Origin of the sequence: Kluyvera sp. CRP (genome assembly GCF_019930565.1) — a bacterium.
Taxonomy (GTDB): domain Bacteria; phylum Pseudomonadota; class Gammaproteobacteria; order Enterobacterales; family Enterobacteriaceae; genus Kluyvera; species Kluyvera georgiana_A.
Genome location: NZ_CP082841.1, coordinates 1,426,872 through 1,440,048 on the forward strand (window position 1 = coordinate 1,426,872; position 13,177 = coordinate 1,440,048).

The 13,177-nt window shown below is 54.0% G+C and carries 12 protein-coding genes and 1 pseudogene; 4 read left to right on the top strand and 9 right to left on the bottom strand.

Features of this window, described 5'->3' with window-relative positions; translation table 11 throughout:
* Positions 1-20: 20 nt before the first annotated feature.
* The 3 genes and pseudogenes from K7B04_RS06620 to K7B04_RS06630 form a co-directional block, all read right to left on the bottom strand.
* A complete protein-coding gene (locus tag K7B04_RS06620; RefSeq protein ID WP_163446830.1) occupies positions 21-1,337 on the bottom strand; it encodes an MFS transporter in 1,317 nt (438 codons plus the stop codon).
* Positions 1,338-1,600: 263 nt separating this feature from the next.
* A pseudogene (yhjD, locus tag K7B04_RS06625) lies at positions 1,601-2,530 on the bottom strand (inner membrane protein YhjD); the annotation flags it as partial.
* Between the two features lie 124 nt (positions 2,531-2,654).
* Positions 2,655-3,554 carry a LysR family transcriptional regulator gene (locus K7B04_RS06630; protein ID WP_065356389.1) on the bottom strand — a complete coding sequence of 300 codons (900 nt, stop codon included), beginning with the start codon at positions 3,552-3,554 and terminating at the stop codon, positions 2,655-2,657.
* Between the two features lie 119 nt (positions 3,555-3,673).
* Between K7B04_RS06630 and K7B04_RS06635 the strand changes: the two genes are divergently transcribed.
* A complete protein-coding gene (locus K7B04_RS06635) occupies positions 3,674-4,432 on the top strand; it encodes an SDR family oxidoreductase (protein WP_065356390.1) in 759 nt (252 codons plus the stop codon).
* A gap of 330 nt (positions 4,433-4,762) precedes the next feature.
* Positions 4,763-5,389, top strand: coding sequence for a response regulator transcription factor (locus tag K7B04_RS06640; protein ID WP_163446828.1), 627 nt, complete (start codon positions 4,763-4,765; stop codon positions 5,387-5,389).
* Here K7B04_RS06640 and K7B04_RS06645 read toward each other — a convergent pair.
* Positions 5,366-5,809 carry a lysozyme gene (locus K7B04_RS06645; RefSeq protein ID WP_223803730.1) on the bottom strand — a complete coding sequence of 148 codons (444 nt, stop codon included), beginning with the start codon at positions 5,807-5,809 and terminating at the stop codon, positions 5,366-5,368. The two genes, K7B04_RS06640 and K7B04_RS06645, sit on opposite strands and share 24 nt — an antisense overlap.
* A gap of 53 nt (positions 5,810-5,862) precedes the next feature.
* Positions 5,863-6,408: a GNAT family protein gene (locus K7B04_RS06650; RefSeq protein WP_223803731.1), complete on the bottom strand. Its 546-nt coding sequence runs from the start codon at positions 6,406-6,408 to the stop codon at positions 5,863-5,865.
* Between the two features lie 136 nt (positions 6,409-6,544).
* Between K7B04_RS06650 and K7B04_RS06655 the strand changes: the two genes are divergently transcribed.
* A complete protein-coding gene (locus K7B04_RS06655) occupies positions 6,545-8,137 on the top strand; it encodes an STY4199 family HEPN domain-containing protein (RefSeq protein WP_223803732.1) in 1,593 nt (530 codons plus the stop codon).
* Positions 8,138-8,211: 74 nt separating this feature from the next.
* Here the strand turns inward: K7B04_RS06655 and K7B04_RS06660 are convergent, their stop codons facing one another.
* From K7B04_RS06660 to K7B04_RS06670, 3 genes are all read right to left on the bottom strand, one after another.
* Positions 8,212-9,099: a bestrophin family ion channel gene (locus K7B04_RS06660; RefSeq protein WP_163446820.1), complete on the bottom strand. Its 888-nt coding sequence runs from the start codon at positions 9,097-9,099 to the stop codon at positions 8,212-8,214.
* A gap of 3 nt (positions 9,100-9,102) precedes the next feature.
* Positions 9,103-9,522 carry a hypothetical protein gene (locus K7B04_RS06665; RefSeq protein ID WP_163446818.1) on the bottom strand — a complete coding sequence of 140 codons (420 nt, stop codon included), beginning with the start codon at positions 9,520-9,522 and terminating at the stop codon, positions 9,103-9,105.
* A gap of 382 nt (positions 9,523-9,904) precedes the next feature.
* Positions 9,905-10,834 (bottom strand): LysR family transcriptional regulator, encoded by a 930-nt coding sequence (locus K7B04_RS06670; RefSeq protein WP_163446816.1) that lies wholly within the window; start codon positions 10,832-10,834, stop codon positions 9,905-9,907.
* Positions 10,835-10,954: 120 nt separating this feature from the next.
* Here K7B04_RS06670 and K7B04_RS06675 point away from each other — a divergent pair, with 120 nt between their 5' ends.
* A complete protein-coding gene (locus K7B04_RS06675) occupies positions 10,955-11,695 on the top strand; it encodes a MipA/OmpV family protein (RefSeq protein WP_163446814.1) in 741 nt (246 codons plus the stop codon).
* A 76-nt stretch (positions 11,696-11,771) separates the two neighbouring features.
* Here K7B04_RS06675 and gorA read toward each other — a convergent pair whose 3' ends face one another.
* Positions 11,772-13,124, bottom strand: a complete 1,353-nt coding sequence (gene gorA, locus K7B04_RS06680) for a glutathione-disulfide reductase (RefSeq protein WP_167574874.1) — start codon at positions 13,122-13,124, stop codon at positions 11,772-11,774.
* Positions 13,125-13,177 lie beyond the last annotated feature (53 nt).

The window sequence follows — 13,177 nt, forward strand, 5'->3', positions numbered from 1 at the left end:
ACCGCTATCCGGCAAATCAATTACAGCGACTGATGGCGCGTCTCATGAGTTAACAGCAGCGCAATCAGCGTTAGCGCGGCCATGCAGGCCAGATAGATGCCAACGGCGGCCAGCCCATAGTTCGACTGCAGCCATGCCGCGATATACGGCGCGACCGATGCGCCCAGAATCGACGACACGTTGTAGGAGAAGGAGGCTCCGGTATAACGGACTTCCGTCGGGAACAGCTCCGGCAGCAGCGCTCCCATCGGGCCAAAGGTCAGGCCCATCAGGCTCAGGCCCACCAACAGATACAGCATAATCAGCGCCGGGTTCCCGGAGCCCAGCAGCGGCTGGAAGAAGAACAGCGCGAAAATAATAATCAGGCTGGTAATGACGATCATGCTAGGGCGGCGACCAAAACGGTCCGCCAGCAGGCCCGCGATTGGCACCATTACGCCAAAGCCAATCACCGCCAGCATCAGCATCCACAGCACTTCGTTACGCGGCAAACCCAGACCGTGTGGCACGGCGGCGGTACTGTAGGTCATCGAGTAGACGGTCATGATATAGAACAGCGTATAGGTTGCCAGCATGATAAAGGTACCGAGGACCGTCACGCGCACGTGTTTGCTGAGCAGCGTGCCCATCGGCACTTTCACCTGTTTCTTCGCGGCGGCCACTTTGGCGAATACCGGCGTTTCATGCAGCGACACGCGAACGTACAAGCCAATGATCACCAGCACTGCCGAGAAGATAAACGGCACGCGCCAGCCCCAGGTCATGAACTGCTCGTCGGTCAGCAGCCAGGAGAGCAGCAGGAAAGTGCCGTTCGCAAAGAAGAAGCCAATCGGCGCGCCCAGCTGCGGGAACGAGCCGTACAGCGCACGCTTACGCGGCGGGGCGTTCTCGGTCGCCAGCAGCGCCGCGCCGCCCCATTCGCCGCCCAGCCCCAGACCCTGGCCAAAGCGCGCCAGCGCCAGCAGCATCGGCGCCAGAATGCCAATGGATTCGTAACTCGGCAGCAGGCCGATCACCACGGTGGAGATCCCCATGGTAAGCAGTGAAGCAACCAGCGTCACCTTACGGCCAACGCGGTCGCCGAAGTGACCAAATAGCGCGGAACCGATAGGGCGGGCGACGAAGGCAATGGCGAAGGTTGCCAGCGATTGCAGCGTGGCCGCCGTCGGATCGCCCTGCGGGAAGAAGATGTGCGGGAAGACGATCACCGCCGCGGTGGCGTAAATATAGAAGTCGAAAAACTCAATGGCGGTGCCGATAAGCGAAGCCACGACGACTTTGTTACGCGAGTTAACCGGAGCGGTTGCCTGTTCGTTGTCGAGTGTTGTGCTGGTCATAGTGTTTTCTAATATGTATAGCGAACGAAAGGCCATATTAGACATAGCAAAAGCGACATTTCAATCTGTAACAGGATTGTAAAATGAGGCAAAGAAGGTGAAAAAGTGGATAATTTTTATACCAGGAAATTGGCATCCATGAAATGCTTCACATTTTTTAAAGCTTAGAGGATAAAACTGGTTTTTGGTTAAATAAAAGTTACGGACTGGATTTATATGCTGAAACGATGGTCTGGGCTGAAATTTTCAGCCCAGCGGTAGGCTTAACGGTGGGTTTTGCCCGGCATGCGCGGGTCATCTTTGTATTCTGCGGTGGCGATCCACGCGGCGCAGAACAGGGTCAGGCGGGCGAAGAAGTAGAAGAACGCCATCAGGCCAAGCACTGAACCAAACGCCGCGCCGGAAGGCGATTTCACCAGCGTTGGCAGCGTCCAGGTCATGATAATTTTAATCACTTCAAAACCGATGGCGGCAATAAAGGTGCCGCGAATCAATGCCTTCTTACGCGGACGATGGCGAGGCAGACGCCAGAAAATCCAGAAGAACAGCAGGTAGTTGGCGAAGATAGAGATCGCCAGGCCAATCAGTCGCCAGGCGGGTTTCAGCCACTCGATGCTGTCGAGGTACAGCGCGGAGATAATCATCTGCTGGGCGGAACCGGCCACCGAGGTGATGGACAGCGTGACAATCAGCGCAACCAACAGGCCAATCAGCGACACGAAGTCACGCAGGTATTTTACCCAGATGGCCTCCTGGTCCTGCGGCGTGCGTTCCCAGACGTCACGCGACTGCGCGCGAATCGCTTCGCGCAGGTTACCCATCCAGTTCACGCCAGAGTAGAGGGCAATCCCCAGACCCACCAGGCCGACGGTGGTACGCTGCTGGACGGCGGTATTAATGGTGCTTTTTAAGGTCGCGGCCAGCGTCGGGTCGCTGACGTTGTTGAGGATTTTATTGAAAATATCCTGAAGTAGCGTGGGATGTGAGGCGAGGATAAAACCGGCGGCGGCAAACGACACCATCAGGATCGGAATCATCGATAAAAATGAGAAGTAGGTAATCGCCGCACCGAACTGGTTACCCATTCGGTCATTGAAGCGCTCGGCGGCGCGAATCAGGTGGGCGATGACCGGGCGGCGCTGAATCTTCTGCGCCGTGCTGGTGACGGTATCCAGCGCTTTGCTGGCCTTTTGCTGTAGACGTTTGTCGTTGTTTTCCGACGTCATCAGGGGAAATTTCCTTTTTATTGCTTTTACTTAAGTATAGAGGGTTCTGCGGAGTCGGTGCTGTTTGCCCCAACCGGACCCGGTGCCAGATTCAATCGACATAGTCGCGCAGCACCTCGGTTAACCACTCCATCAACACATGCACCCGGCGCGACAGGTTGCGGCGGTGAGGATAAATCAGCGATACCGGCATTGGTTCCGCCCGATACTGCGGCAGAATTTCCACCAGGGTGCCGTCGCGGAGCGCATCGCGGACGCCAACTCGCGGAACCTGAATGATGCCCAGCCCTGCCAGACAGGCCGCATGGTAGGTTTCGGTACTGTTCACCGTCAGCACTCCGCCGGTTTTCACCCATTGCGTTCCGGTATCCCTTGCCACTTCAAAGCCTTGCGGACGCACGCCGAGGTTTACCGCATAGTGTACCAGCGCATGGCTGCTGAGATCTTCCAGTGATTCCGGATAGCCGAAGCGGGCGAGATACGCCGGGCTGGCGCAGTTGATAATGGTGAGCTTACCGAGCGGGCGTGCAATCAGTCCCGAATCCTTCAGCGTACCGACGCGTACCACGCAGTCAAACCCTTCGCGAATCACATCCACCAGGCGATCGCTGCTGCTGAGTTCCAGTTCGATACCGGGATAGTGTTGCAAAAAGTCGGGCAGGCGGGGAATGACCACATTCCGGGCGACAGCGACCGGCATATCCACCCGCAATCGACCACTGATGCTGCTGGGATCGTTCTGGAACATGCCGTCCAGCTCATCAAGATTGCTCAGGAGATCTTTAGCACGCTCAAAGTAGACCATCCCGTCCTGCGTCAGCAGCACGCGGCGGGTAGTGCGGTGCAGCAGGCGGCAGCCAAGGTGATTCTCCAGCGCCTGAATCTGTCGCGATACGCTACCTTTAGGAAGGCCCAGCGTGTCGGCCGCACGGGAAAAACTCTCCAGTTCGGCCACGCGGATGAATAGCTGCATTGCGTGAATTTTATCCATCAGAATGACCTATTGTTGTCGTAAGTGAGACAGTGAAGCGTAATTAGCAGTATTTATTGTTCTTTTATCACCTAATAAGCTTGTTCTCAACGTACACACCACCTGAAATGAGGTTTCCTATGAACCAGCGTATTGCGATTGTGACCGGCGGCAGCCGTGGATTGGGAAAAAATGCAGTGCTGAAGCTCGCCGCACAGGGAACGGATATTATTTTTACCTACAACAGCCAACGTGATGCTGCCCTGCAGGTTGTCGCCGAAGTGGAACAAACAGGGGCGAAAGCGGTGGCATTGCAGCTGAACGTCAGCGAAACTGCGAGCTTTACCGCATTTGCCGGGCAGGTGAAAACGCAGCTTAAGCAGGTGTGGGGTCGGGAGACATTTGATTATTTAGTGAACAACGCCGGTATTGGTCTTTATGCCCCGTTTGCCGAGACATCGGAAGCGTTGTTCGATGAGCTGATGAACATTCATTTTAAGGGGCCGTTCTTCCTCACCCAGCAGCTTCTGCCATTGATGGCTGACGGTGGGCGCATTCTTAACGTTTCGACCGGGCTGGCGCGCTTTGCACTGCCGGGCTACGCGGCTTACGCGTCCATGAAAGGGGCGATGGAGGTCCTCACGCGCTACCAGGCAAAAGAACTCGGCGCGCGGGGAATCTCCGTCAACAGTATCGCGCCAGGGGCCATTGAAACCGACTTTGGCGGTGGGCGCGTGCGTGACAACGAAGAGCTGAATAAATACGTGGCCTCGCAAACCGCGCTAGGCCGTGTCGGCCTGCCGGACGATATCGGCGACGCTATCGCCGCCCTGCTCAGCGACAATCTGCGCTGGATGACCGCGCAGCGTATTGAAGTTTCGGGTGGGATGTTCCTGTAATCGCTACGCACTTTTCATATTGTGCTGAAATAAGTCCGAATTCGGGCTTATTTCATTTTGCGCTTTCTATTTTTCCTTCGGTAATCTACATTTCGCCAAATAATATTTATCATTAGCCCTTCCTCTCAGTTTTTCCTTAATCATGATGTGATGAGTTATGTGAATGCGTAATGGCACTCTCAGGGTTGTAATTATTCATAATTATGATGTTTAGATCGCCGATTATCTACGTAAAATGCCCCTGGCCAAACGGCGAGTTCTTATTTCATGCCGCGAGGATTACTCTTCCGGTCATTAAGAACAGTTTATTTTTTTAATGGGGAAACCGTTATGCAGGTAGTCATGTTTGACAGGCAGTCAATATTTATTCATGGAATGAAAATTAGCTTACAGGAACACATTCCAGGGATTGATGTTTGTGCCGTCAACCAGGCCGATGACCTGTGGCGGCAGTTGTTACAGCATCCGGATGCGCTGCTCATTCTGGATGGGGGAATGGATCCCGGATTTTGCCAGTGGTTGTTGCAGGAGAAGTTTCAGCAGTTTCCGGAGTCTAAATGTATCATCATCGTCAATGAATATAACCAGGCCTGGCTCAGCAATATGATGGCATTTAATGTGCAGGCGATTATTCCGCGCGATGCCAGCGTAGAGGTATTTGTACAAACCATCAAAAGCGTGATGCGTGGGCTAATTTGCCTGCCGGGCGACTGGCGGATGGAGTATGAGCAAACGAGACATGGGCTGGATAACTTAAGCCAGCGTCAGCGAGAAATATTAACCCTGCTGGCGAACGGAGAAACCAATAAAGAGATTAGCCGGACGTTGAATATTAGCGCCGGAACGGTGAAAGCCCACCTGGAGTCTTTGTATCGCCGCCTGGATGTGAAGAATCGTACCCAGGCGGCGATGCTGCTTAATCATCGCCAGGATTTACAGCCAGGCGGTCTGGAATAACGCGGCTTCAGCCTGGCGTTGGCGCGCCAGGCTGCTCTCCTGCTCTCCTGCGCGAAGCCACTCGGCCAGCGCGGCGTTAAAATCCTGGCGGTTAATCTCTTGTGTTATCGGTGATAGCTGAACGCCCTCAGGCCCGAGGCTAAAGGCCAGCGACAGCAGCGCGTCAAACTGATGCTGTTCCAGCGGTACGTTGATGCACTGAAGAAGCACCTGCCGATAATATTCCACGTCCCGTTCAAACAGCGCCTCTGCCTGCGGGTGGGTTAACAGCGTATCAAAGCGTTCCCGGTCATGAATAAGATGCCCATAGCCAATCACCCAAAACCCCTCCGCATCGCGGTATTTCTCCAGCGAAAGTCCCTGAAAACGCTTAATAAATGCCAAACCCTGTCGGCTCGGCATGGTGATGTCTGTGCTCATGATGCTCTCTCTCCCGGTAACGCGAGAAGTGTAAAAGAGCGGGGCTCACCCGCCTATTGGCCGGATGACGGTGAATTATCATACTCGTGGCTGAGTAGGCCAAATAGCCAGTCATTGTGCCACTGCCCGGCGAGGAAATAGCTCTCGCGCAGCTCGCCTTCAAGACGGAATCCGAGTTTTTCCAGGGTGCGGCGTGAGGCCATATTGCCCGCCGTGACCGTCGCGGTGAGCCGACGAATACCGCCGGTGCTAAAGGCATAGTCGCACACCGCACGCAGTGATTCAGTGCCGTAGCCTCTGCCCTGCGACTCAGGGGCGAATAAAAATCCCACTTCCGCACAGTCATGGTCGCGATGAATATAGCCGGTGATGCCAAGCGCCGCGTTCTGCCTGTCGCGAACCAGCAAACAGAGCCAGTGCGCCTCACCGGGCGACCAGTGAGGCAGTCGGGAATCAAAGGCGGCGCGGATCTCGCTCTCACTGCGTTTGTCCGCCACAAAGCGCATCACCTGCGGGTGCTGCTGAAGGGCGAGAAAGAAGGGCCAGTCGCGGTCGACAAGCTGTGTGCAGACTAAACGTTCGGTGGTGAGCGCGATCATAATTTCACATTCTGAGTGGGGGCACAGGACTGTTAATTTGCCTGATTTCGTCTATGGTGTAACGACAAAAATAACAGAAAAATAACATATTAACCCTAAGGCGAAACGGCCTTGCTGTTGGTGAAGGAACGTGAAGATGTCGACGTCGTCGCGTCAGGTTGGTCAGCACTTTGAGCATTGCCTGAGCATTATTCGCCAGGCCTCCATTGAAATACTCACCCTGCTTAAGCTCCGTGTGACGGAGGGTAAAGATCCCCGCTGGTTTCTGGAGCAGTTGGATCAGGCCCGGCTGAATCTCGGTGGCTGGGGCGCCGTCGCCCAACGCCTCGGCATCAACGACAGCCAGCTAAGTGAATTTATGCTGCAACTGCGCCACCTTCAGCAGGGGATCCCCTCGTATGAACACGGGCAAGGGGCGACGGAGAACCAGTTGATTGCGGCGCTGCGCTTTGTCGTAACGCTGGAACAAATCAAACAGCAGCAGCCTCTGCTCATGTTCAACACCGGCTATGCCAGTGACGGCGAACAGCTTCAGGAGCCAGCGCTGCGCCAGCTTCGGGCCGTTGAGCTGACTATCCGCGGCCTGATCGGCGAGGCCTGGCCTGATGAACCGCATTTGCATCATTTTCTGAAGTCGCAGTTCGGGCCGCAAGCGTGCACCCGTTGGCACTCGCGAAGCCCGTCGGGCGAGATGCTTGACGGCATGACCTTCAGCGAGATGGCGCTGTTGCTTGTCGATAAGAAAACATTCTCCCGCCATTTTACTTCGTTCTTCAACTATGCGACCGCGCTGACGTTTCTGGTTGAGCAGCGCTTAACGCTGCATCTGTTTCTTGATGACATCCGGCGGATGCGAAATTCGGTACTGGCCCATCGGACGTTGGGGGAAATGGAGTGCCTGCTGCTGGACCTATACGCGCAGCAGATTGCCGCGCCGGTTCAGCGCGCCTATGAGCAGGGGCGCACCCGCGTTAATCCCGCCAGCCTGATGGCCGCAGACGGCGCTGAGGTCCAGCAGTTCTGGGAGCGGGTGCATGACTATGCGCGTGCCTACGGTCTGGATGGTCGGCCCATTCCCGACAGCATCGAGCGGCTGTCGCAGAAAACGCGACAGCGTGCCGATACGCGAGAACGCATTATTGCAGCCGTGCTGTGGGGCGCGGTCGGCGTAACCGTGCTGGTGATGGCGCTGGGCGGTATCTGGCTTCTCACCGCGACGCCAGAGGTGGTGCCGTCTGCGGTCTCGCCGATTGAAGAACAGGCGACCGCTGCGGAGGCGCGTGCGACGCCTTCGCCCCGTGAAATTCTGGCTCGGCGCGGGATTCTTTGGGACAGTAATGCGCTGCGTTCGGCGATCGACAGCAATAATATTGAGGTGGCCGAACTCTTTTTACGCGGCGGGATGAACTGGCAACTGGCCTGGACCGATCTGGCGATGTCCGCTGGTCATCAAACGGTGCTCAATCTGCTCTTACGCTACCGCCTGCAGATGGACGAGCCGAAGCCCTGCCGACGGTTTATCAATACCCTTACGCACGAGATGTCACAGGGCGCGCCGCTTAATACGGTGCGGAAATCCTATCTTCAGACCTTCTGTACGACCCCGGCGGTCGTGGCCCGCCAGCGGCAGGCGGTGGATAACGCGCAGCGGCGCAATCAGGCTACGGGTAATGCGGAAAGTAAAAAATGGCTGCTGATACAGCGATCTATCTATGAGGTGATTCGTTAAGAAGGATGCGTGACGCGCGATGGGACGGATGGTACACCCCGTAACCTCCACGCATCTCGCGTCACGCAATGCGATTACAGCAGACGATAGTGCGCGTCCGGTTTCAGTTTTGGCGGGATGAGGCTGTCTTTGACCATCTCCCGCAGATCTATCTCTATCGCGTTGCAAATGGCATTGAGCGGCAAGTCGTTATCTTCCGTACCAAAAGGGTCTTCCAGCTCAGTGGCAATCGCGTCGAGAGCCAGCAGCGCGTAGGTGGTGAAAATGGAAAATAGCAGCGTCAAAACGCCAAAGTCGTGAATCAGCAGCAGCGGATACACGGCGCAAAAAATCCCTACCGTACGATGCAGCAGCAGCGAATAGGCATAAGGGATTGGCGTGTTGCTGATGCGCTCGCAGCCGCCCTGAATGGTACTCATCTGATTCAGATAGTGGTTGAAATTGCGGTACACAAAATCATTTGGTCGATGCTGATACAGCCACTGCCCCACGTTTTGCAACAGCGCGTTGCAGGGCGTAGTAAGGTGCTGGTAGTCCAGCGCCCGGGAAATCGGCACCGGTCCGTGGCGCAGCTTGGCTTTCAGCGTGGTGCAGTAGGTGACGATCAAATCCAGCACCACTTTTTTCTCTTCTGCGCTGGTATTGGTGGTGTTAATAACTTCACGCATTAACGAGCGGCTGACAATCAGCAAATCTCCCCACAGCTTGCGAGCTTCCCAGTAGCGAAGCCACGCCGTGTTGTTGCGAAAGCCGAGAAACACCGAAATCGAAATAGAGATGCCGATGAAATAGAACGAGCTTTCCTTCGCAATAATGCCGTGCAGATGCAATAGCGGCAGCACAAACAGATAGGCGATGTTGAGCATGATAAAGAAGCAAAGCTGAGGCGAGATTTTTCGCATGATGGAGCCGCGCCATGAGAATAATTTACGCAGCCAGCTTTGCTCTGGCCTGACGATCATGGTTTACGCCTTTTCTGCTGACAGCGCTAAAAGAGTGTCGTAGACCACCTGCAGGCGTTCGAGATAGTGCGTAAAGACCCCGGTTTTATCCTGAACGGGAATGCAGCGATCAAGATTGCCATGCACGTCGATACAGGCTGGCGGGAGCTCAATACGCCCCAACGTCCCGGATTCGACCTCAAACTGGATCTGGATTTCACCAAACATGCTTGAGCGGATGATATTAATATTAACACCGCTAAATACGCTGATGCTTAAGCGACCTTTTTCGCTGGGTTGAATTTGGTGATGATACATGCGCTCGGAGGCGGTGATTTGGGTGATAAGCTCCATGGAATAGGTATTCCAGAATTTATCCATTTTATTGAGGTGGTTGAAAATCAGCAGTGATTTTTCTTCCAGAGAGGTAGCGATATTCGTCATCTTTGGTATCCGCAGCGCGCGAAGCGCCCTATCCTGAATGTAATCTATAGCGGCGCGAATGGTTATGTCGTGCGCATGTTTATGTCTATATAGGATGGGTAATCTGGCAATTGCATTAATTAAGTGCGCTAACAAAATAACATATTTCGGATGCGATGGCGTGATTGTAAAACGTCAATAATAAAGTACTTGGTCTATACTTATTATTGGTTATTAATATAATTAATGCGGGTTATTTTCCCTGAGTATCCCATTTTTAATATGAAGAAAGTAAGTTGAACAGATCTGAGGAAAGTCGGTGATTCGCGGTAGAGCTCAAAGGATGAAGTATAAAATCGATAAACGCTCTTCCGCGGATAGTCTGCCTGTGTCGCTTGTCGGGCTATGCCACCTGACGGCGAATCTCTTCCAGTACCTCATTGAGGATAAACTGAACCCGCCATGGCTGATATTCACGCTTGCGGTAGATAGCGACCAGATCCAGCCACCACTCGTATTGTTCGGCAAAGCAAGGGGCTAACACACCGGCCTGAATGTCTGCCTGTACGCTATTTTTAGGCGCAAAGACGATGCCTAAACCATGCCGCGCCAGCTCCAACGCTGACTGGCTGTTATCGCAAACGTAGTGGCCTTTGACACGAAAATCCCGCACTTCCTGGCTGCCCGCACGGCTAAACCGCCAGATATTGGCATCATCAATCATCATCGAATCCAGCAGGATGCAGGAGTGTTGTTCAAGTTCTTCTGGAGAGTTAAGCGGATGTTCCTTGAGGTATTGTGTGCTGGCATAGGCGCTGACCGCATATTTCGTAATAAAGTTGGCAACCAGTGATTCATTTTTTGGACCCACGCAGGAAAGTAATATGTCGCAATCTTCTGGAAAATCGGAACCTTCGTAGAAGGATTTACGCTCAAGGTTAAAGGTTTTTAGACTAAGCGTAATGTTGCCAATATCTTTAATTGTGTTGACCACATTTTTCGCTAAATAGGCGTTAATCATCGTTGGCGAGTAAATGGTGACGCGGCCATTTTTCTCATGCTTATAATCAGAGATGAAATTATTCAGCTGATTTTCCTTCTCCAACAGGTCGTTGACGTAGGGCAGTAACGACTCGCCAAAACGCGTTAACGACAGCTTTCGGGAAGTGCGCTCAAAGATCTTTAAACCAATTTTTGATTCAACATCAGCAAGATACTTGCTTACGTTGGCCTGCGCCATCCCGAGTATAGTGGCGGCATGGCTGACGTTTTCGCTGGCTGCAATCACCGAAATTATTTTTAATTCCTGTGGTTTAATCTGGAGTTTTTTCATCACCTGGCTCTGTATATATAAGTTGATATAGTGCTATATAAATATTGAGATTGCAGCGATATAAATACGACCATTATCATATTTGCTATCAGGATATGATATTAGGTTGGAACCTCAGGAATGTCAATTAAGCGTACGGCGATGTTGCTTCTGTCACTCTCATTTATCGCAAATGCCACGGCGGGTAATTTATCTGTCGGTGCGGGTGTAATATATAATGAGTCGGTTTATCGCGGATATAATGAAAATACCCATGCGGTACCCATTATAAATTACGAAGGCAATTCTTTTTATATTCGCCAGACCACATTGGGCTACGCGTTGTTTAAAAACAAACGTGACGAAGTTAGCCTGACGGCATCATGGCTGCCGCTGACGTTTGACCCGTCGGATAACGACGATCGCGCCATGAAGCAGTTGGACAAGCGTAACAGTACTGCGATGGCCGGTGCGGCATGGTATCACCATGAGAAGTGGGGGAGCCTGAAGCTGTCCGCCGCAGCGGATGTGCTGGATAACAGCAACGGTTGGGTGGGTGAACTGTCCTGGTTCCGCGTGTTGCCGTTAGGGGCTCTGTCTATTACGCCTGCCGTGGGTGTCTATTACTATGATGACAGCTTTAACCGTTACTACTATGGCGTGTCGGGGGCTGAGTCCCGCCGTAGCGGTTTGGCGGCGCGATCGCCCGGGGATAGCTGGATGCCGTACGTGGGGCTGACGTTGAAATACCCGCTGACCCGCAACCTGATGCTGTTGGCCAACGCCAGTTATAGCGTACTGCCGGATGAAATTAAAAACAGCCCGATGGTCGACAGGGATGACAGCTTTACGCTGCTGACCGGGGTAAGCTGGCGGTTCTGATTATCGGCGCTTCCCGATGACGCGTCATAAAAAAAGCCAGACTTTCGTCTGGCTTTTGTCGTTCGGGCCACGCGCCTTAGCGCATGGTGACAAACTCTTCCGCGGCAGTAGGGTGAATCGCCACGGTATTGTCGAAGTCTTTCTTGGTCGCGCCCATTTTCAGCGCCACGGCAAAGCCTTGCAGAATTTCATCCATGCCGAAGCCGATGCCGTGAATACCGACAATTTTCTCTTCCGGGCCAACGCAGACCAGCTTCATACGGCATGGCTGACGGTGAGAGGTGACGGCGGTGTACATGGCGGTGAAGGAGGATTTATAGACCTTCACAGCATCATCGCCGTACTGCTCACGTGCCTGCGGCTCGGTTAAGCCAACGGTACCGATCGGCGGATGGCTGAAGACCACGGTCGGGATGTTGCTGTAGTCCAGATGCTCGTCTGGCTTGTTGTTAAACAGACGCTCAGACAGACGACGGCCAGCGGCGACCGCGACCGGCGTCAGCTCAACGGCGCCGGTGTTATCACCTACGGCATAAATGCCCGGCACGTTGGTATTCTGGAATTTATCAACGACGATATAGCCTTTATCGTTGGTTTCCACGCCGGTTACCGCGAGGTTGAAGTTATCGGTTGCCGGTTCGCGGCCAATCGCCCAAATCAGGCAATCGACGGTCTGGCTGCGGCCGTCTTCCAGCTCCAGCGTCAGGCTGCCGTCGGCATTCTTGACCACCGCTTTTGGAATGGCGTTGGTGTGCAACTGCGGGCCTTCGGCGTTCATCACCTCAACCAGCGTCTCGACGATTAACGGGTCGAAACTGCGCAGCGGCGCGTGTTTACGCACGAACAGGTGAGTTTCTGCGCCCAGGCCGTTAATGACGCCCGCCAGCTCAACGGCGATATAGCCTGCGCCCACCACGGCCACGCGCTTCGGCAGCGCCGGAAGTTCGAAGAAACCGTCGGAGTCGATACCGTATTCCACGCCCGGAATGTTCGGATGGCTTGGGCGGCCGCCGGTGGCGATCAGGATATGATCGGCAGTGATCGTCTCGCCGTTCACTTCGATGGTTTTGGCATCGACGAAGCGCGCAAAGCCTTTGATCACATCAACTTTATTCTTACCCAGCACGTTGTCGTAAGAGGTATGGATACGGTCAATGTACGCGGTGCGGCTGGCAACCAGTTTGTCCCAATCAAAGTTATTGATGGTGGTGTCGAAACCGTAGTCCGGGCCATACATATGAATCGCTTCGCGAATCTGCGCGGCATGCCACATCACTTTTTTCGGCACGCAGCCGACGTTAACGCAGGTACCGCCCAGATCTTTGGCTTCAATCAGCGCGCACTTCTGGCCGTACATGGCCGCACGGTTGATTGAGGCGATACCGCCGCTGCCGCCGCCAATGGCGATGTAGTCGTAATGTTTGGTCATGGCCGCTCCTCAAACGTTCAATGTTGAGCGGGTGAGCCTCATGCTCCCCGCCA